The sequence below is a fragment of the Pseudomonas sp. 8Z genome, assembly GCF_902506535.1.
In the GTDB taxonomy this organism is placed as follows: domain Bacteria; phylum Pseudomonadota; class Gammaproteobacteria; order Pseudomonadales; family Pseudomonadaceae; genus Aquipseudomonas.
Map to the genome: position 1 here is coordinate 172,506 of NZ_LR733824.1, position 17,727 is coordinate 190,232.

General features: G+C 61.8%; 20 protein-coding genes. 7 read left to right on the forward strand and 13 right to left on the reverse strand.

From position 1 onward, the window contains the following. Positions 1 to 65: 65 nt before the first annotated feature. From AERO9A_RS00785 to AERO9A_RS00805, 5 genes are all read right to left on the reverse strand, one after another. Positions 66 to 1,295 (reverse strand): electron transfer flavoprotein subunit alpha/FixB family protein, encoded by a 1,230-nt coding sequence (locus AERO9A_RS00785; RefSeq protein ID WP_159970018.1) that lies wholly within the window; start codon positions 1,293 to 1,295, stop codon positions 66 to 68. Between the two features lie 88 nt (positions 1,296 to 1,383). Beyond that, positions 1,384 to 3,345 carry a dimethylglycine demethylation protein DgcB gene (gene dgcB, locus AERO9A_RS00790; RefSeq protein ID WP_159970019.1) on the reverse strand — a complete coding sequence of 654 codons (1,962 nt, stop codon included), beginning with the start codon at positions 3,343 to 3,345 and terminating at the stop codon, positions 1,384 to 1,386. A gap of 126 nt (positions 3,346 to 3,471) precedes the next feature. After that, complete coding sequence (gene dgcA, locus AERO9A_RS00795) at positions 3,472 to 5,532, reverse strand: dimethylglycine demethylation protein DgcA (protein WP_159970020.1); 2,061 nt, start codon at positions 5,530 to 5,532, stop codon at positions 3,472 to 3,474. An 89-nt stretch (positions 5,533 to 5,621) separates the two neighbouring features. Beyond that, positions 5,622 to 6,152, reverse strand: a complete 531-nt coding sequence (locus AERO9A_RS00800; RefSeq protein ID WP_159970021.1) for a DUF5943 domain-containing protein — start codon at positions 6,150 to 6,152, stop codon at positions 5,622 to 5,624. 120 nt (positions 6,153 to 6,272) lie between these two features. Continuing rightward, on the reverse strand, positions 6,273 to 7,250 hold the full coding sequence (locus AERO9A_RS00805; protein WP_024306596.1) for a dipeptidase: 978 nt from the start codon (positions 7,248 to 7,250) through the stop codon (positions 6,273 to 6,275). A gap of 476 nt (positions 7,251 to 7,726) precedes the next feature. Here AERO9A_RS00805 and AERO9A_RS00810 point away from each other — a divergent pair, with 476 nt between their 5' ends. Then, complete coding sequence (locus AERO9A_RS00810) at positions 7,727 to 8,203, forward strand: thioesterase family protein (RefSeq protein WP_159970022.1); 477 nt, start codon at positions 7,727 to 7,729, stop codon at positions 8,201 to 8,203. 38 nt (positions 8,204 to 8,241) lie between these two features. On the opposite strand, the gene AERO9A_RS00815 is transcribed toward AERO9A_RS00810, so the two are convergent. Next, positions 8,242 to 8,637, reverse strand: coding sequence for a YkgJ family cysteine cluster protein (locus AERO9A_RS00815; protein ID WP_104729989.1), 396 nt, complete (start codon positions 8,635 to 8,637; stop codon positions 8,242 to 8,244). A 274-nt stretch (positions 8,638 to 8,911) separates the two neighbouring features. Between AERO9A_RS00815 and AERO9A_RS00820 the strand changes: the two genes are divergently transcribed. From AERO9A_RS00820 to AERO9A_RS00835, 4 genes are all read left to right on the forward strand, one after another. Further along, complete coding sequence (locus tag AERO9A_RS00820) at positions 8,912 to 10,582, forward strand: histidine kinase N-terminal 7TM domain-containing protein (protein WP_159970666.1); 1,671 nt, start codon at positions 8,912 to 8,914, stop codon at positions 10,580 to 10,582. Between the two features lie 60 nt (positions 10,583 to 10,642). Continuing rightward, positions 10,643 to 11,653, forward strand: a complete 1,011-nt coding sequence (locus tag AERO9A_RS00825; RefSeq protein ID WP_159970023.1) for a class 1 fructose-bisphosphatase — start codon at positions 10,643 to 10,645, stop codon at positions 11,651 to 11,653. Between the two features lie 194 nt (positions 11,654 to 11,847). After that, the gene (gene bamE / locus AERO9A_RS00830; protein ID WP_159970024.1) at positions 11,848 to 12,099 is read left to right on the forward strand and encodes an outer membrane protein assembly factor BamE; all 252 of its coding nucleotides are present in this window, start codon (positions 11,848 to 11,850) and stop codon (positions 12,097 to 12,099) included. Positions 12,100 to 12,111: 12 nt separating this feature from the next. Beyond that, positions 12,112 to 12,654 (forward strand): lipocalin family protein, encoded by a 543-nt coding sequence (locus AERO9A_RS00835; protein WP_159970025.1) that lies wholly within the window; start codon positions 12,112 to 12,114, stop codon positions 12,652 to 12,654. Positions 12,655 to 12,712: 58 nt separating this feature from the next. On the opposite strand, the gene AERO9A_RS00840 is transcribed toward AERO9A_RS00835, so the two are convergent. Beyond that, entirely contained in the window at positions 12,713 to 13,150 is a 438-nt protein-coding gene (locus AERO9A_RS00840; protein ID WP_159970667.1) for a hypothetical protein, read from the reverse strand. A 77-nt stretch (positions 13,151 to 13,227) separates the two neighbouring features. On the opposite strand from AERO9A_RS00840, the gene pip reads away from it, so the two are divergent. Both pip and dtd read left to right on the forward strand, forming a co-directional pair. After that, positions 13,228 to 14,199 carry a prolyl aminopeptidase gene (gene pip, locus AERO9A_RS00845; RefSeq protein ID WP_159970026.1) on the forward strand — a complete coding sequence of 324 codons (972 nt, stop codon included), beginning with the start codon at positions 13,228 to 13,230 and terminating at the stop codon, positions 14,197 to 14,199. Beyond that, the gene (dtd, locus tag AERO9A_RS00850) at positions 14,196 to 14,633 is read left to right on the forward strand and encodes a D-aminoacyl-tRNA deacylase (RefSeq protein ID WP_159970027.1); all 438 of its coding nucleotides are present in this window, start codon (positions 14,196 to 14,198) and stop codon (positions 14,631 to 14,633) included. The genes pip and dtd overlap by 4 nt, the downstream gene beginning before the upstream one ends. A gap of 258 nt (positions 14,634 to 14,891) precedes the next feature. Here the strand turns inward: dtd and AERO9A_RS00855 are convergent, their stop codons facing one another. Genes AERO9A_RS00855 through hisI form a run of 6 tightly spaced genes read right to left on the reverse strand, consistent with a single transcriptional unit; the run spans position 14,892 to position 17,726 of the window. Beyond that, a complete protein-coding gene (locus tag AERO9A_RS00855) occupies positions 14,892 to 15,602 on the reverse strand; it encodes a 16S rRNA (uracil(1498)-N(3))-methyltransferase (protein WP_159970028.1) in 711 nt (236 codons plus the stop codon). Beyond that, positions 15,599 to 16,390, reverse strand: a complete 792-nt coding sequence (gene tatC, locus AERO9A_RS00860) for a twin-arginine translocase subunit TatC (protein WP_159970029.1) — start codon at positions 16,388 to 16,390, stop codon at positions 15,599 to 15,601. Before tatC ends, AERO9A_RS00855 begins: the two co-directional genes overlap by 4 nt. Then, on the reverse strand, positions 16,387 to 16,731 hold the full coding sequence (gene tatB, locus AERO9A_RS00865; RefSeq protein WP_159970030.1) for a Sec-independent protein translocase protein TatB: 345 nt from the start codon (positions 16,729 to 16,731) through the stop codon (positions 16,387 to 16,389). The genes tatC and tatB overlap by 4 nt, the downstream gene beginning before the upstream one ends. A gap of 12 nt (positions 16,732 to 16,743) precedes the next feature. Further along, positions 16,744 to 16,977: a twin-arginine translocase TatA/TatE family subunit gene (tatA, locus tag AERO9A_RS00870; RefSeq protein WP_159970031.1), complete on the reverse strand. Its 234-nt coding sequence runs from the start codon at positions 16,975 to 16,977 to the stop codon at positions 16,744 to 16,746. Positions 16,978 to 16,999: 22 nt separating this feature from the next. Beyond that, positions 17,000 to 17,335, reverse strand: a complete 336-nt coding sequence (locus tag AERO9A_RS00875) for a phosphoribosyl-ATP diphosphatase (protein ID WP_159970032.1) — start codon at positions 17,333 to 17,335, stop codon at positions 17,000 to 17,002. After that, positions 17,328 to 17,726, reverse strand: coding sequence for a phosphoribosyl-AMP cyclohydrolase (hisI, locus tag AERO9A_RS00880; protein WP_159970033.1), 399 nt, complete (start codon positions 17,724 to 17,726; stop codon positions 17,328 to 17,330). Before hisI ends, AERO9A_RS00875 begins: the two co-directional genes overlap by 8 nt. Position 17,727: the final 1 nt, after the last annotated feature.

Sequence of the window (17,727 nt, forward strand, 5' to 3'; positions counted from 1 at the left end):
CGATATGGCCATACGCGCAATCTGTCGCGGCTGAAGCCCCTCCCACGAGGGCGTATTGGTGAGGATTAGGCCGCATCACGCTTTCCTTCCTGACGCCAGGCAGCGACGCGTTCGATCAGTGCGGCAAGGATTGCCGCCGAATCGCCGATCACCGAGAGATCAGCGCGTTTGATCATGTCGCAGCCAGGATCCATGTTCACCGCCACCACCTTGTCGCAGGCGCCGATGCCCTGCAGGTGCTGGATGGCGCCGGAAATACCGACGGCCAGGTAGACGCGGGCGGTGACCCAGGTACCGGTGGCGCCGACCTGACGGTTGCGCGGCATGAAGCCGTCGTCCACCGCCACGCGCGAGGCGCCTTCGGTGGCGCCGAGGGCAACAGCGGCCTGGTGGAACAGCTCCCAGTTCTTCACGCCGTTGCCGCCGGAGAGGATGAACTCGGCTTCGGCCATGGGGATCTGCGCCGGGTCCACGGCCACCGGGCCGAGGTCTTCAATGCGTGGCAGGCTGTGGGCGACGTTTTCGGCCAGCTCGATTGTGCGTGCTTCGTGGCGAGTTTCGCTGACCGGGTCGGCGCATTCGGCCGCGGCCAGGATCAGGCGTGGCAGGGCGCGCTGGATGTCCTGCTGGCCACTGCCGGCGCGACCGATGGCATGCTCCCCTGCTACTTGCCAGACACGCGTTGCCGGGCGTTCACCGAGCTTGGCGGCCAGGCGTCGACCCAGTTCGCCACCACCAGTGCGGCTGTCGGGCAGCAGCCAGTGGCGTGGCGCTAATTGGCTTTCCACAGCGCTTAGTGCCAGTACACGGGCTTCCGGGGCGTAGCCGTCGAAGGCGTTGCCAGTGATGCGCAGCAGACGGTCGATGCCGGCTGTATCGAAGGTACTTTCCTTGTCTTCGCCGAAGATTACGGCGACTACAGCACCGCTATCGCCGGCCAGCTTGCGCGCCAGGCCGAGCAGATCCTTGTCGTGGCTGGACAGACGACCGCCGACCATATCCGGCACCACGCAGATGTGGAAGGCCGGTTGCTCGACGACGTGCAGCGGCAGTTGCACCTCGACACTGGCGCTGCTGCGTTTGCCGCTGGTGCCCTGCTGGGCGCCGCTGCGGTCGATACGCTTGAGTCCGGCCGGGCCGATGAAGCCCGCGGCGATGGCATGCGGGTTCTTGCGCATGATGCCGTTGGGCCCCATCCAACTGGTTTCGGCCTTTTGCATCGACGCATGCAACGGGTGCAGGCGGTTGCGGGCGATCCACTCGGCGCGTGGGTCGCGGCGGATGATGTCGCTCATTGCAGGGCCTCCAGGCGGTGTATAGGGCGGGTGTAACCCGCCGGACAGATGCTGGCGGGTTGCGCCCGCCGTACGTCAGTCGCGTTCATCACTGCGCCTCCGCCGCTTCGCGCTTGGTATTCGAGCGCTTGGCCGGTCCTTCGCTGGCTTCGATCAGCACGTCTGCCACCAGCTCGGCGATGTCCTTGATCTCCGGGCGCGGCGCGACCACGCCTTCGAGCATCGCGGTGCATTGCGGACAGCCGACGGCTACCAGTTCGGCACCGGTTTCCTTGATGTCGACCATGCGCATGTCGGGGATACGTTGCTTGCCGGGGATGTCGGTGATCGGTGCGCCGCCACCGCCGCCGCAGCAGCGCGACCGGAAGCCCGAGCGTTCCATCTCCTTGACCTCGATACCGATGGCCTTGAGCACCGCGCGGGGCGCTTCGTACTCGCCGTTGTAGCGGCCGAGGTAGCAGGGATCGTGGTAGGTGACGCTGGCAGCCTTGCTCTGGCCGAGATTCAGCGAGCCCTTGCGCACCAGCTCTTCGATGAAGGTGCTGTGGTGCAGAACCTGGTAGTTGCCGCCGAGCGCGCCGTATTCGTTCTTCAGCACGTGGAAGCTGTGCGGATCGCAGCTGACGATGCGCTTGAAGCGGTACTTGGCCAGGGTGGCGATGTTGCGTTTGGCCAGGTTCTGGAAGGTCGCCTCGTCACCCAGGCGGCGAGCCACGTCGCCGCTGTCGCGTTCTTCCAGGCCGAGTACGGCGAAGTCGACGTCGGCAGCCTTGAGGATCTTCACGAAGGCGCGCAGGGTGCGCTGGTTGCGCATGTCAAAGGCGCCATCACCGACCCAGAACAGCACGTCGGTCTCTTTCTTGTCCGCCAGCAGCGGCAGGTTCAGGTCGGCGGCCCAGTTCAGGCGACCGCCCGGGTTGAAGCCGCCCGGGTTGTCGGTGGCGATCAGGTTGTCCAGCACCTCGGCGCCCTTGTTCGGCGTGGCGCCCTTTTCCAGGGTGAGGTGACGGCGCATGTCGACGATGGCATCGACGTGCTCGATCATCATCGGGCATTCCTCGACGCAGGCACGGCAGGTGGTGCACGACCAGAGGGTCTCGGCATCCACCAGGGCCTTGCCTTGCAGCGACACGATCGGCTGATGCGGGTCGCCGCTGTGTTCGCCCAGTGGCTTGCCGGGGTAGGGCGAGCCGGCGAAGTTGGCGTCATTGCCACCGGCCAGGCCGATGACCATGTCCTGGATCAGTTTCTTCGGGTTCAGCGGCTGGCCGGCGGCGAAGGCTGGGCACATGGCCTCGCACTTGCCGCACTGCACGCAGGCGTCGAAGCCAAGCAGCTGGTTCCAGGTGAAGTCGGTAGGCTTTTCCACACCCAGCGGCGCTTTCGGGTTGTCCAGATCGAGGGCTTTCAGGCCGGTGGAGCGACCGCCGCCGAAGCGCTCGGCGCGGCGGTGCCAGGCCAGATGCAGGGCGCCGGCGAAGGCGTGTTTCATCGGCCCGCCCCAGGTCATGCCGAAGAACAGCTCGGACACGCCCCAGGCCACGCCCACGGTGAGAATCGCCGCCAGCACCCAGCCGCCAAAATCGGCGGGCAGAATCCCGGCAACGGGAAGCGTGGCGATAAAGAAGCTGCCCGCGAACATCAGCAAGCTCTTGGGCAGGCGCATCCACGGGCCTTTCGACAGGCGCGACGGCGGATCCAGACGACGCTTGGCGACGAACAGGGCGCCGACGAACATCAGCACCGTGGCGGCCAGCAGGGCGAAACCTAGGATGCGGTTATGCAGGCCGAAACCGTGCACGACGATGGCCAGCAGCGCTGCCAGGACGAAGCCACCGGCAGTGGCCACGTGGGTTTTGGACATGTACCTGTCGCGCTCGACCACGTGGTGCAGATCCACCAGGTAACGGCGCGGTATCTGCAGCAGGCCGACGATCCAGTCGACCTTGGCCGGTCGGCCGCGACGCCACATGAGAAAGCGCTTGGCCGCGCCGATGACCGCGAGGGCCAGGGCAGCGAAGAGCAGGATGGGGAGGAGGGTATCGAGCATGATGGCTCCGGGCGAACTCGTCGAAACGCAGCGCAGTCTCGTAGGAGCGGCTTCAGCCGCGATGTCGCCGGGTCTCCGGGTGACATCGCTTCGCGGCTGACCGCTCCTACATGAATCAGGACGCCGTCAGAAATCTTTGCACAGGCGCAGCGCGTCGTAGATCGCCGCGTGCACGTTGCGCTGGGCCACACAGTCGCCGATACGGAACAGCAGGTAGCCGTCGCCCGCCTCGGACAAACAAGGCTGCGGCTTGATCGCGAACAACGCTTCGACGTCTATCTGGCCCTTGTTGCGCGAGCCGTCCTTGAGTGCGTAGTAGAGGCTTTCGTCCGGGCGCACGCCGTTCTCTACCACCACCTGGTCGACCACACGCTCTTCCTTGCCGCCGGTGTATTCGTTCTCCAGTACCGCTACCAGCTTGTCGCCTTCGCGGTAGACCTTCTCCAGCATCATGTCACCGGTCATGATGACTTCTTTCGGGTACAGGCTGCGGTAGTAGGTGGGGAAGGTGGTGCCGCCCATGGCTACACCTGGCTTGATGTCGTCGGTGACGATCTCCACTTGTGCGCCCTTGTCGGCGAGAAAATCTGCCACCGACATGCCGGTAAATTCGCAGATGGTGTCGTACACCAGCACGTTCTTGCCCGGCGCGACCTTGCCAGCCAGTACGTCCCAACTGCTCACCACCAGGCCTTCGGCAGCGCCCCAGTGTTCGTTCTGTTCGAGGAAGGAGTGGCCGCCGTTGGCCAGCAGTACGATGTCCGGGCGCAGGTCGAGAATGGTCGCTTCATCGGCCGGAGTGCTCAGGCGCAGATCGATGCCCAGGCGCGCAAGTTCCAGTTGATACCAGCGGGTGATGCCGGCGATCTGGTCACGCTGCGGGGCCTTGGCTGCCAGAGTGATCTGGCCGCCCAGTTGTTCCTGCTTCTCGAACAGGGTCACGTCATGGCCACGCTCGGCGGCGACGCGGGCCGCTTCCATACCGGCGGGGCCGCCACCGACGATGACCACCTTGCGCTTGGGCCCGGTGGTTTTCTCGATGATGTGTGGCACGCCCATGTATTCACGGCTGGTTGCGGCGTTCTGGATGCACAGCACGTCCAGCCCCTGGTACTGACGGTCGATGCAATAGTTGGCGCCGACGCACTGTTTGATCTGGTCGATCTGGCCCATCTTGATCTTGGCGATCAGGTGCGGGTCGGCGATGTGCGCGCGGGTCATGCCGACCATGTCCACGTAGCCGCCTTCGAGGATGCGCGTGGCCTGGTTCGGGTCCTTGATGTTCTGCGCGTGCAGCACTGGCACCTTGACCACTTCCTTGATGCCAGCGGCCAGGTGCAGGAAGGGCTCCGGCGGGTAGCTCATGTTCGGGATGACGTTGGCCAGGGTGTTGTGGGTATCGCAGCCCGAGCCGACCACGCCGATGAAGTCGAGCATGCCGGTGGCGTCGTAGTAAGCGGCGATCTGCTTCATGTCCTCATGGGACAGGCCGTCCGGGTGGAATTCGTCGCCGCAGATACGCATGCCGACGCAGAAGTCGTCACCAACCTCTGCGCGTACGGCCTTGAGCACTTCCAGGCCGAACTTCATGCGGCCCTCGAAAGTGCCGCCCCACTCATCGGTACGCTTGTTCACGCGCGGCGACCAGAACTGGTCGATCATGTGCTGGTGCACGGCGGACAGCTCGACGCCGTCCAGGCCGCCTTCCTTGGCGCGACGCGCAGCTTGCGCGTAGTTGCCGATCACGCGCCAGATTTCCTCGACCTCGATGGTCTTGCAGGTGGCGCGGTGCACCGGCTCGCGCACGCCGGAGGGCGACATCAGGGTCGGCCAGTTGAAACCATCCCAGCGCGAGCGGCGGCCCATATGGGTAATCTGGATCATGATTTTGGCGCCGTGCTTGTGCATGGCGTCGGCGAGATTCTGAAAGTGCGGGATGATGCGGTCGGTGGATAGGTTGACCGAGCTCCACCACTCCTGCGGGCTGTCGATGGCGACCACGGACGAACCACCGCAGATGGCCAGGCCGATGCCGCCTTTGGCCTTCTCTTCGTAGTATTTGACGTAGCGCTCGGTGGTCATGCCGCCGTCGGTGGCGTAGACCTCGGCGTGTGCCGTGCTGAGTACGCGGTTACGGATGGTGAGTTTGCCGATCTGGATCGGCTGGAACATTGCTTCGAAGGCCATGACCTTCTCCTCGAATCGGCGGCTGCGCTCACGGTGCGCGGTATTTTTTCGTGAGGTGGATGGTGCTGCGCATCCACCTTGGCGTTTGGTTAGAGCGGGCGAGTGATGAACAGGCCGTCGTCATGGCCTTCTTCGGAGCCGCTGTACTCCTGCACGGTAACGGTGCGGATCGGGCTGCCCTTGGCTGCCAGGATCTGGTCGATGGCGCCGGAGAACCAGCCGGTGAACATGTAGTCGACCTTGCGGTTCACTTTGCCGTAGACGTAAACGAAGGCCGAATGCTTGAGCTTGACCTCGGCATAGCCGGTTTCCAGATCGAGCTTCTGCGTTTCGAACAGGCCCCAGCCGCGTTGCGACAGGCGCTTCATGTAGTGCTCGAACACAGCCGCGCCTTCGATGCCGTGGCATTCGGCTTCCTTCTCGCACCAGTGCCAGGCGGATTTGTAGCCGGCCTTGTAGAGAATCTCGGCGTATTTTTCGGCGCCGAGGACTTCCTCGATGCCCATGTGGTTGTTGACGAAGAAGTGACGCGGCACGTACAGCATCGGCAAGGCGTCGGTGGTCCAAACGCCGGTTTCGTCGTCGACCAGGATGGGCATTTCGGGGGCATGGGTGGACATGTTGGGTAGCTCCTGAGTTTGTGTCGTAGGAGTGGCGTCAGCCGCGAAGCCTCTAGGCATGCGGCCCTTTGGGGCGGATCGCGGCTGAAGCCGCTCCTACAAGGATTGGGTTGGGGGGGCTTACTCGCCCCAGACGTCGGCCAGAACGCGTACCCAGTTCTCGCCCATGATTTTGCGCACGACGCGCTCGGAATGGCCGCGTTTGAGCAGGGTTTCGGTCAGGTTGGGGAACTCGCCAACGGTACGGATACCCAGCGGGTTGATGATCTTGCCGAAATTGGTCAGGCGACGGGCGTAGCCCTTGTCGTGAGTCAGGTATTCGAAGAATTCCTTGCCGTGACCCTGGGTGAAGTCGGTGCCGATGCCGATGGCGTCTTCGCCGACGATGTTCATGACATACTCGATGGCTTCGGCGTAGTCGTCGATGGTCGAGTCGATGCCCTTGGCCAGGAAGGGCGCGAACATGGTCACACCGACGAAACCGCCGTGGTCGGCGATGAATTTCAATTCCTCGTCGGACTTGTTGCGCGGGTGCTCTTTCAGGCCGGAAGGCAGGCAGTGCGAATAGGTCACCGGCTTCTTCGATTCGAGGATGACTTCCTCGCTAGTCTTGCTGCCTACGTGCGACAGGTCGCACATGATGCCGACGCGGTTCATCTCGGCGACGATCTCGCGGCCGAAGCCGGACAGGCCGCCATCACGCTCGTAGCAGCCGGTGCCGATCAGATTCTGGGTGTTGTAGCACATCTGCACGATGCCCACGCCGAGCTGCTTGAACACTTCGACGTAGCCGATCTGGTCTTCGAACGCGTGGGCGTTCTGGAAGCCATAGATGATGCCGGTTTTGCCCTGTTCCTTGGCCTTGCGGATGTCGGCGGTGGTACGCACCGGCATCACCAGGTCGCTGTTCTCACGGATCAGCTTGCTGCTGGCAGCGATGCTGTTGACGGTGGCCTGGAAACCTTCCCATACGGACACGGTACAGTTGGCGGCAGTCAGGCCGCCCTTGCGCATGTCTTCGAACAGTTCACGGTTCCATTTGGCGATGATCAGACCGTCGATGACGATGCTGTCGGCGTGTAATTCGGCTGGGCTCATCAGGCTTGTCCCCTAAACGGATGCGCCGAGTCGTATGTCGGCGCTTTGCCAAGAGCTTATCCCTGGGGGGCTGGGCGACCCGGTACAAAAACGACTGGGGGTTTGCCGAAAGCGTCAAACGGAGGTCGTGAATTGACATGCCGTCGTCCCGAGCGCTGCAATATGAGCGCAGTGCAATCCGGGGTATTTCGCTGCGTCAATGCTCTGCATGGCATCCGGCCATATCGCCATGCGCTGGCGATGGGTCGGCTATTGGCAGCGCCGAGAGGCCGGGACGAGCAGGCGCGTTATCGCGACGCTTGCCATGTGGTGTTGGCGCCGATACCTCAGACCAAGGCCAGGCATGCTTCGATTTCGCCGAGTAAGCTGAATCGGTTCTGGTGCACCCTCGTCAGAACATTCAGGCGCTGCGTACGGTGCCCCTCGATCATTTGTGGGCGGGGCTGTGATAGGGCAGCTTCAGGAGTCGCATTGAAATGTGCAACACGCCACGCACGTCCTACCGTACCCTCATTTGCGCTGATTGGGTCGACTACAACGGCCATCTACGCGATGCCTTCTACTTGCTGATCTTTAGCCACGCCACCGATGCGCTGATGGACATACTGGGCCTGGATGAAGCTGGGCGTAGCCGCACTGGCCACACGCTTTTCACCCTGGAGTGCCACATCAACTTCCTGGCAGAAGTAAAGGAGGCCGAGCAGGTTGAAGTTCGCACCCAATTGCTTGCGCACGATGCCAAGCGTCTGCATATCCACCACAGTCTGTATCGAGTCGGCAGCGATGCCTGCCTGGCGCAAAGCGAGCAGATGCTGATGAATATAGACAGTGCCGCTGGCCGGGCGGCACTTTTCGATGCACAGATTGCAGACCGGGTGGCGCAGTTGGCCGCCGAGCAGCAGGACTTGCCGCGCCCAACCTGCGTGGGACGGGTGATTGGTCTGCGCCGCTAACGAGGCTCAGCTTGCGGTTTCAGCGTCTGAGAGGCCGGTTACTTGGGTTTGTAGGCGCAATATCCTGGGCGCGGCCCGACCTTGGGGTGATGGCGGCAGGTGTCCGGGCGTTTCTCGTAAACCGTGCACAGACGCGTCTTGCGATCGAGAAACAGGCAGTCGTTGTTGGACATGCGGGTCAGGGTGAAGATGCCCGACTTTTGGTTGAAGCGCTCGACGATGCCATCTTTCTGCAGACGTTTGGCGATGTTCTTCGGCGGTTCGCTGCGTTCGAACTCGTCCACCAGCTCCAGGCGGATCAGATCGTTCAGGCGCACTTCGACGGGCAGGGTGCAGCAACTGGACATGCAGCTATGGCACATGTCGGCGGTGTATTTGGCCCAGGTTTCCAGGCGGTCGATTTCTGCAGCGGCTATCAGGCGGGGTTTGATCATGGTTGGGCTATAGTGCGGTCTGCGCCGCTGCTGTCACGGGGCGGCGATGATAGCTGGCGCGCGGCGTTTGTGAAGCACCGGCTGGCGGCTCAGGACACTCAACGCACTCAAACACTGCTGTGGCGAGGTTTTTGCAGTATCTTAATGGCCTTGCGCCAATACCCTACTTGAGGTCAGGAAAGCCTTTGCCGAGTTCGATTCGTGTCGCTGCCCATTGCGCTGCCGCAGCGTTCGGTTCGTGCGACTTTTTCTTGCCTGCCGGGAGCGAAGGGTGATTCAGGCCTGCACGGCTTCCGCCTGGAGTATTTCAGCGCCGGTTTGGCTGACCCTGCTGGTCTGCATCGGCGTGCTGCTGCTGGCCCGCTGGGTCACGCGCCAGCGTGATTTCCCAGGACGTGGCAGCTTTCTCCTGTTGCACCTGGCAAGCCTCTGGTGGATGGGCTCTGCCGCGCTGGAAATGAGCTTCTTCTCTGCTGAGTGCAAGATGTTCTGGGCTGGCATGGCATGGCCGGGCATTCTCTTTACCCCCACGTTTTGGGCGATTTTCCTCTGGCAGTATGTCAACAGCATGCATGCGCCTCTGGCGCGCAAAAGCATACTGGGGCTCGCCATCGTGCCGTTGCTGATTTGGGGGCTGGCCCTGAGCAATCCTTGGCATGGGCTGTTCTATGGTGCGGGCAGCGCACCGATCAATGACAGCCTGGGCGCGCCTGTACGCTACGAGCATGGCCCGTTGTTCTACGCAGCGACGGTTTATGTCTACCTGTTCATGGCCTTCTGCATGGGCGTGGTGACTCGTGCGGCAGCGCTCAGCCAGGGGTTGCATCGCCGTCATTATCTGGCCTTCGTGCTGGTGACCGCCGTGCCCTGGGTGGCCAATATCAGTTACGTGGCATTTGGCAGGACGCTGTTCGGCTTCGACCCTACGCCCTTTAGTTTTGCCTTCACCCTTGTGGCATTTTCCTGGCTGATCGTTGGGGTGCGCCTGTTCGATCTGTTGCCGGTGGCCAGGCATCTGCTGCTGGAGGCTTTGCTTGATCCGGTGCTGGTCATCGATCCCGGACAACGGGTAATCGAAGCCAACCCGGCTGCTCTGAAACTGGCGGGCTTGCAGCAGGGCTGGCAGGGTCGGGCGCTGCAACAATGGCCGGTTTTTGGCGCGGATCTGCAGGCGCTGATGCAGGCTCATGCCAGTGAGCAGGAGCTGCCGCTGACCATGACCAGTGCGGCGCGCTATTACGAAGTGCGTGTCCGTGCCATCGAGCGCGCTACACGTCATGGGGCGGCACTGCTCGGCCACATGATTTATGTGAGAGACGTTACGCAGCGCCACCTGAGCGAGTTGAAACTGGCCGAGGCGCTGGCGCTCAGCGAGGAGCGTCTGCGTACGATCTCCAGCCTCCACGAGCAACTGCGTGAGCAGGCGCTCTGCGATCCGTTGACCGGCTTGTATAACCGGCGTTATCTGGACGAGTTCTTCGCGCGCGAACTGGCCAGGGTGCAGCGTGACCAGTTGCCGCTGGCCGTGGCCTTGATCGACCTCGACCATTTCAAGCTGTTGAACGATGAGTGCGGGCATCTGGTCGGAGATGATGTGCTCAAGGCCGTGGCTCAGCATCTGCTGGATAACCTGCGCAGCACCGACGCAGTATTTCGCATCGGTGGCGAAGAGTTCTTGCTGATCATGCCCGGTGCCGATCCCGATGAGGCACGCAGCCGCCTGCAGACAATCTGCTCGCAACTGGCCAGTCGCGAGGTTGCCACGCGAGGAGGTAATCAGCGGGTGACCTTGTCTGCAGGCGTGGCGTATTTGTCTACGCGCAGGCACGGACTCGATGAGTTGCTGCACGCTGCCGATGAGGCGCTCTACCAGGCCAAGCACAAAGGGCGCAATCGGGTCTGTAGTGCTGATGATTTGGCTGAAAACGGTCATCCATCCCGGTAGGCAGCATTGCGCGGCGAGTCGGGTTAAACTTCGTAAGTTCTTTCTCTCTTGGAGTCGTCCATGTCCCGTGTCACCCTGAGCCGCTACCTGATTGAGCAGACTCGCAGCCACAATACCCCCGCTGACCTGCGTTTCCTTATCGAAGTCGTGGCGCGTGCCTGCAAGGCGATCAGCCATCAGGTTTCCAAGGGCGCCCTCGGCGGCGTACTGGGCAGCCTGGACAGCGAGAACGTGCAAGGCGAAGTGCAGAAGAAGCTGGATGTGATTTCCAACGAGATTCTGCTGGAGGCCAACGAGTGGGGCGGTCACCTGGCCGGCATGGCCTCCGAAGAAATGGACAACGCCTATCAGATTCCCGGTAAGTACCCGAAAGGTGCCTACCTGCTGGTCTTCGACCCGCTCGATGGCTCCAGCAACATCGACGTCAACGTCTCGGTCGGCACCATTTTCTCGGTGCTGCGTTGCCCCGATGAGCAACAGGGCGAAACCGGCGACCTGGGCGAGGACGCTTTCCTGCAGCCTGGCACCGAACAGGTGTGCGCCGGCTACGCCATCTATGGCCCACAGACCATGTTGATGTTGACCCTGGGCAATGGCGTCAAGGGCTTCACCCTGGATCGCGAGCTGGGCAGCTTCGTGCTCACTCACGACACCATCAAGGTGCCGGAATCCACCAAGGAATTCGCCATCAACATGTCTAACCAGCGTCACTGGGAAGCCCCTGTACAGCGTTACGTCGGTGAGCTGCTGGCTGGTGAAAGCGGCCCGCTGGGGCGCAATTACAACATGCGCTGGATTGCTTCGATGGTCGCCGATGTGCACCGCATCCTGACTCGCGGTGGCGTCTTCATGTACCCGCGCGATGGTCGTGATCCCGCGATGCCTGGCAAGCTGCGCCTGATGTACGAAGCCAACCCGATGGCCATGATCATCGAGCAGGCCGGTGGTGCTGCCACTGACGGCAGCCAGCGCATCCTCGATATCCAGCCGACCTCCTTGCACCAGCGTGTGCCGGTATTCCTCGGCTCCAAGGAAGAAGTGCTGCGCATCACTGCCTATCATCGCAGTTGATCTACAACGCCAGGGGCGAGCACTGTCTCGCTCCTGGCGTTTTCCCAATCGCTTGGCCATTGCCGGCCTTATCTGCAGCGATTAATAGCCGCCCCTTATCTGGGAACCTGGCTCGCGTTTCTGAACTCCAAGCGGGCAAGTCGTTGTCGGCTATGCCAAGCTTGCTGGCATCTTCCCATCAGGAGTTGCACCCCATGAAGATGCGATTTTTCGCCCTGCTCGCCTGCGCTTTGCTGGCGGCCTGTAGCAAGGTCAATCAGGAAAACTATTCAAAGCTTGAGCCCGGCATGAGCAAGGCTGAAGTGGAAAACCTGCTCGGTGCGCCAGGTGAGTGTGCTAATGCGCTGCGTATGACCAGTTGCACCTGGGGTGATGACAAGGCCTACATCAGCGTCCAGTACGCCGGGGACACGGTCATGCTGTTTTCCGGCAAGGGCCTCAAGTAATCAGGAGACATCATGCGTTCGATTCTGCTCGCCAGTGCCATTGTTATTCTCGCTGGCTGTGCCAACTCCGGTACCGGCCCCATCGCCGTCGAGCCGCCCGAGACGGTGCAGATTGACCTGCAGCGCTACCAGGGCACCTGGTATGAGTTGGCGCGACTGCCGATGTTCTTCCAGCGCAACTGTGTGCAGTCCGAGGCGCATTACAGCCTGCGCGACGATGGCCGCATTGATGTCACCAACCGCTGTCGCGATGCCGAGGGCAACTGGCAAGAGGCGCACGGCACGGCTGAGCCGCAGGTCGAAGGGCGCACCGACAAGCTCTGGGTACGCTTCGATAATTGGGTCAGCAAGATCCTGCCGGTAAAAGGTGATTACTGGGTGCTTTACCACGATGACGATTACCGCGTCGCGCTGGTTGGCCATCCCAAGCACAAGTACCTATGGTTGCTCTCGCGTACGCCGCAGATCGATCAGGAAACCCGCGACAAGCTGCTGTCCGTCGCGCGTGAACAAGGCTATGACACCTCTGAGCTGATCTGGCGTAAGGCCGACTGATGCGTCTGTAGCCGGATGCAACCCCGAGGATTCTCCCCGATTGCATCCGGCTACGCCTTTACTCCCAGTCCAGGCGCGCGAGCTTCCATTGGCGGCCCTCTCGCCACCACTCCAGCTTTACCGAATAATGCCGAACAGTGTCGGGGATCAGTCCATCGGCGCCGCTCAGGCCAATCTGTGCCTCGGTGTAGCCCTTGCTGCTGATCGCTGAGTCGATCCAACTGTTCTTGCCCAGCGCGATGACCTGAATGTTCTTGTGACGTAGCAATAGCAGGGCCATGGTGCGCTTGGCCCAGTCGCGATCCAGCTCCTGGCGTGCCAGAAAGTCCGCATGCAACTGATCCATCACCGCGCTGCTGTTCTTGCTTTCGAGGTTGTCCTGCAACTGTTGCGCGGCGGTTTGCAGGGCGTCCTGTGGGGCGTCACCCGCGCCGCAGCCTGCGAGTAGAAGGCTGATGGCAAAAAGCAGTGAGCAAGACAGATGACGCATCGACATGCTGAACTTTCTTTTCATGGTTATGATGCCTGAAAGCGGAACGCGGTAGCTGTAGCCCACTGAATCAGGAGCCCACCATGCAGACCCTGTACCCGGAAATCAAACCCTACGCCCGTCATGAGCTGGCGGTCGAGCCACCGCATGTGCTCTATGTCGACGAGAGCGGTTCGGCAGATGGGTTGCCGGTGCTGTTCATCCATGGCGGTCCTGGTGCGGGCTGTGACGCTGCCAGTCGTCGCTACTTCGATCCGGCCCTGTACCGTATCGTCACCTTCGACCAGCGTGGCTGCGGCCGCTCGACGCCGCATGCGAGCCTGGAAAACAACACCACCCAGGCGCTGATCGCCGATATCGAACGCATTCGCGAGCATCTGGGTGTGGACAAGTTCGTGCTGTTCGGTGGCTCCTGGGGTTCCACTCTGGCGCTGGCTTATGCCCAGGCGCACCCGCAACGTGTGCATGGCCTGATTCTGCGTGGCATCTTCCTCTGCCGACCGCAGGAGTTCAGTTGGTTCTATCAGGAAGGTGCCAGCCGTCTGTTCCCCGATTACTGGGAGGACTACGTGGCGCCGATTCCCGTTGAAGAGCGTGGCGATCTCATGCGCGCCTTCTACAAGCGCCTGACCGGCGCTGACCAGATCGCGCAGATGCATGCGGCCAAGGCGTGGTCGACCTGGGAAGGCCGTACCGCCACCCTGCGTCCCAACACGCAGGTGGTCGACCGCTTCAGTGAGGCGCACCGGGCGCTGTCCATCGCCCGCATCGAGTGCCATTACTTCGTTAACGATGCCTTTCTCGAACCTAATCAGTTGCTGCGCGACATGCCGAAAATCGCCCACTTGCCGGGCATCATCGTGCATGGCCGCTACGACGCCATCTGCCCGCTGGATAACGCCTGGGCGCTGCACCAGGCCTGGCCCAACAGTGAGCTGCAGATCATCCGCGATGCCGGTCACTCGGCAGCCGAGCCGGGTATCACCGATGCGCTGGTGCGCGCGGCCGAACAGATGGCCCGACGCCTGCTCGAACTGCCGTTGGAGGACGCATGAAACTGCTGATCCAGCGCGTCAGCGCTGCCAGAGTGGAAGTCGACGGCGAAGTGGTGGGCAGCATCGATCAGGGCTTGTTGGCGCTGGTCGGCATTGAGCCGCAGGACGATCAGGCCAGCATCGGCCGTGCCCTACACAAGCTGCTCGGTTATCGCGTGTTCAGTGACGAGGCGGGCAAGATGAACCGCTCGCTCGCCGATGTGCAGGGCGGTCTGTTGCTGGTCTCGCAGTTTACCCTCGCTGCCGATACCAAGAGCGGTATGCGCCCGAGTTTCTCCAGTGCTGCGCCACCGTCACAGGGGGCGGCCTTGTTCGATGCGCTGGTGGAATTGGCGCACAGCCAGCACCCGCAGGTCGCCACCGGGCGTTTCGGCGCCAATATGCAGGTGCACTTGGTCAATGACGGGCCGGTAACCTTTTTGCTGGAGGTGTGAATCATCTGGGCGCGCCTGGTGGATTGTTCGCTGGCGCTCCTGAGTCCACACTACTGCGCTGAAGGTACGGCGGTAAGTAGGAGCCTTTAGAGCCTATTCACGATCTTTCTGTGCTGTGTAACGAAATTGGTGGGCTGAAGCCCACCCTACGGGATCCGAGCAATTGTAGGGTGGGCTTCAGCCCACCGCCTCATCATAAATTGCAAGATTTTGCAGATAAAACGGATAGACATTAGCTTAAAGATCATGAACAGGCTCTTAGAACAACCTGGCCAGCAGCACCGGTACTGCCGTCTCCACTCGCAGAATGCGCTCGCCGAGTTGCACCGGTTGCAGGTCTGCAGCCTCGCGCAGCAGTTCGACTTCGTAGGGAATCCAGCCCCCCTCCGGTCCTATGGCCAGGGTCACCGGCTGCTCGACGGCGCGCGGGCACGCCGGGTAGTCGCCAGGGTGGCCGACCAGGCCTAGGGTGCCGGTTGCCAGCGCCGGTAGGCGATCCTCGACGAAGGGTTTGAAGCGTTTTTCGATGCTCACTTCGGGCAGCACCGTGTCGCGCGCCTGCTCCAGACCGAGGATCAATTGCTCACGAACTTCCTCGGGCTGCAGGAAGGGCGTTTGCCAGAAGCTTTTCTCCACCCGGTAACTGTTGACCAGTACCAGGCGCGGCACACCCATGCTGGCGATGGTCTGCAGGGTGCGCTTGAGCATCTTCGGGCGGGGCAGGGCGAGGATCAGGGTCAGCGGCAGCTTGGCCGGCGGCTGTTGGTGCAGTTCGACTGTGAGTTCGGCGCTGTCTGCATCCAGACTGAGCAGATGGCCTTCGCCCATCAGTCCGCCCAAACGACCTACGCGCAGGCGGTCGCCGACTTCAGCGCGGTGCACTTCATGCAGATGCTTGAGGCGCCTGCCCGTCAGACGAACCCGATCGACGCCGGTGAAGTCGGCGTCTTCCAGTAGCAACAGATTCACGACAGCGGTGCGGGCGGTTGGTCGGCGGGCTTGGTGTCTTCTGCCTCTTCCTCAGTGCGTTGACGCTTGACCAGCGCTCCGGCCAGCAGACCGCTTTCGAACAGCAGCCACATTGGCACGGCCAGCAGTGTCTGCGAGAACACGTCGGGCGGCGTCAGTACCATACCGACGATAAAGCAGCCGACGATGACGTAGGGGCGGCTCTTGCGTAGGGTCGTCACATCGACCAGGCCCACCCAGATCACCAGGAAGGTGGCGATGGGAATTTCAAAGGCCACGCCGAAGGCGAAGAACAGGGTTAGGACGAAGTCCAGGTACTGGCCGATATCGGTCATCATCGCCACCCCTTCCGGGGTCACGCTGGCGAAGAAACCGAACATGATCGGGAACACCACGAAGTAGGCGAAGGCCATGCCTGCGTAGAACAGCAGAATGCTGGAGATTAGCAGTGGTACGGCGATGCGCTTTTCGTGGGTGTACAGTCCGGGCGCGATGAATCCCCAGGCCTGGTGCAGAATCACCGGCATGCTGAGAAACAGCGCGCACATCAGGGTCAGCTTGAAAGGCGTGAGAAACGGCGATGCGACACCAGTGGCGATCATCGTCGCACCTTCTGGTAGGTAGGCGCGTAACGGCGCGGCCACCAGGGCGTAGATGTCCTGAGCGAAGTAGAAGAGGCCGGCGAAGATCAGCAGGATGATCACGACGCAGCGCAACAGGCGAGTACGCAACTCGGTCAGATGCGAGACCAGAGGCATTTCCTGGTCGTCTTGCGGGTTTTTGCTCATGGCTGGGGATTCTTGTCCTGAACGCTCGGGGTCGCTGCGGCTGTTGGTTTGGCGCTGCTCTCGGCAGGCGGGCTGGTGCCGTTGCCGGTGCCTAGGATGTCCTGCTTCATCGCATTCATCTCGCGCTCAAGCTCGAGAATTCGCTCGTTGTGCAATTGACGGCGTATCTCGTCGGCGCCGATCTCGCGCTCCACCTCGGCCTTAATCGAGTTGAAGCTGCGCTTTATCCGGCCGATCCACAAACCTGCCGTACGCACGGCGCCCGGCAGGCGCTCAGGACCCAGCACCACCAGGGCGACCAGGCCAACTAGCAGTAACTCGGTAAAACCGATGTCGAACATGGCGTGGCGCTCTTAGTCTTTCTTCGCCGTCTCTTCGACCTTGCGCGCCTGGGCATCGATGGTCTGCCCTTTGGGCTCTTCGACGGCCGGCTTTTCAGCTTCGCCATTGTCCATCGATTTGCGGAAGCCTTTGATCGCGTCGCCCAGATCCGAGCCCAAGTTCTTCAGACGCTTGGTGCCGAACAGCATGACCACGATGAGCAGGATGATCAGGAGTTGCCAGATGCTGATACCGCCGAAACCCATGATGCGTTCTCCGTTATGAAAGTTATTCGGATTGTGGTCGCGCGGCTTTTTCCGCGTGGCCGGAAAGGCCGAAACGGCGATCAAGTTCGTCCAGTACGGCCTGCGGGTGCTGCCCTAGAGCTGCGAGCATGACCAGGCTGTGGAACCACAGGTCGGCGGTTTCGTAGATCAGATCCGTGCTGTCACCGCTGATAGCGGCGTCCTTGGCGGCGAGGATGGTTTCCACCGATTCTTCGCCGACCTTTTCCAGAATCTTGTTCAGACCCTTGTGATACAGGCTGGCGACGTAGGAGCTATCGGGCGCTGCGCCCTTGCGCGCCTCTAGTACTTCGGCCAGGCGGCTGAGGGTGTCACTCATGGCTGTGTCCTGCATAGATGGCGTGCGGGTCTTTGAGCACGGCGTCGACGGTTTTCCAGGCGCCGTTCTCAAAGACGCGATAGAAGCAGCTCTCACGGCCGGTGTGGCAGGCGATGCCGCCCAGTTGCTCGACCATCAGCACGATGACGTCGGCGTCGCAGTCCAGGCGCAGTTCGTGCAGCTTCTGCACGTGGCCGGACTCCTCGCCCTTGCGCCATAGCTTGCCACGCGAACGTGACCAATAAATGGCACGTTGTTCATTGACGGTGAGGGCGAGGGATTCGCGGTTCATCCAGGCCATCATCAAAATGCGGCCAGTCTGGTGGTCCTGGGCGATGGCCGGCACCAGGCCGTCTTCGTTCCAGTGGATTTCGTCGAGCCAATCGTTCATC

What these genes read in the sequence shown, in the direction of transcription:
- AERO9A_RS00785 (WP_159970018.1), bottom strand. Translation starts at nt 1,295, where the DNA reads ATGAGCGACATCATCCGCCGCGACCCACGCGCCGAGTGGATCGCCCGC.
- AERO9A_RS00840 (WP_159970667.1), bottom strand. Translation starts at nt 13,150, where the DNA reads ATGTCGATGCGTCATCTGTCTTGCTCACTGCTTTTTGCCATCAGCCTT.
- dgcA (WP_159970020.1), bottom strand. Translation starts at nt 5,532, where the DNA reads ATGGCCTTCGAAGCAATGTTCCAGCCGATCCAGATCGGCAAACTCACC.
- dgcB (WP_159970019.1), bottom strand. Translation starts at nt 3,345, where the DNA reads ATGCTCGATACCCTCCTCCCCATCCTGCTCTTCGCTGCCCTGGCCCTC.
- AERO9A_RS00825 (WP_159970023.1), top strand. Translation starts at nt 10,643, where the DNA reads ATGTCCCGTGTCACCCTGAGCCGCTACCTGATTGAGCAGACTCGCAGC.
- hisI (WP_159970033.1), bottom strand. Translation starts at nt 17,726, where the DNA reads ATGAACGATTGGCTCGACGAAATCCACTGGAACGAAGACGGCCTGGTG.
- AERO9A_RS00835 (WP_159970025.1), top strand. Translation starts at nt 12,112, where the DNA reads ATGCGTTCGATTCTGCTCGCCAGTGCCATTGTTATTCTCGCTGGCTGT.
- pip (WP_159970026.1), top strand. Translation starts at nt 13,228, where the DNA reads ATGCAGACCCTGTACCCGGAAATCAAACCCTACGCCCGTCATGAGCTG.
- AERO9A_RS00805 (WP_024306596.1), bottom strand. Translation starts at nt 7,250, where the DNA reads ATGAGCCCAGCCGAATTACACGCCGACAGCATCGTCATCGACGGTCTG.
- dtd (WP_159970027.1), top strand. Translation starts at nt 14,196, where the DNA reads ATGAAACTGCTGATCCAGCGCGTCAGCGCTGCCAGAGTGGAAGTCGAC.
- AERO9A_RS00810 (WP_159970022.1), top strand. Translation starts at nt 7,727, where the DNA reads ATGTGCAACACGCCACGCACGTCCTACCGTACCCTCATTTGCGCTGAT.
- bamE (WP_159970024.1), top strand. Translation starts at nt 11,848, where the DNA reads ATGAAGATGCGATTTTTCGCCCTGCTCGCCTGCGCTTTGCTGGCGGCC.
- tatC (WP_159970029.1), bottom strand. Translation starts at nt 16,390, where the DNA reads ATGAGCAAAAACCCGCAAGACGACCAGGAAATGCCTCTGGTCTCGCAT.
- tatB (WP_159970030.1), bottom strand. Translation starts at nt 16,731, where the DNA reads ATGTTCGACATCGGTTTTACCGAGTTACTGCTAGTTGGCCTGGTCGCC.
- AERO9A_RS00815 (WP_104729989.1), bottom strand. Translation starts at nt 8,637, where the DNA reads ATGATCAAACCCCGCCTGATAGCCGCTGCAGAAATCGACCGCCTGGAA.
- tatA (WP_159970031.1), bottom strand. Translation starts at nt 16,977, where the DNA reads ATGGGTTTCGGCGGTATCAGCATCTGGCAACTCCTGATCATCCTGCTC.
- AERO9A_RS00875 (WP_159970032.1), bottom strand. Translation starts at nt 17,335, where the DNA reads ATGAGTGACACCCTCAGCCGCCTGGCCGAAGTACTAGAGGCGCGCAAG.
- AERO9A_RS00800 (WP_159970021.1), bottom strand. Translation starts at nt 6,152, where the DNA reads ATGTCCACCCATGCCCCCGAAATGCCCATCCTGGTCGACGACGAAACC.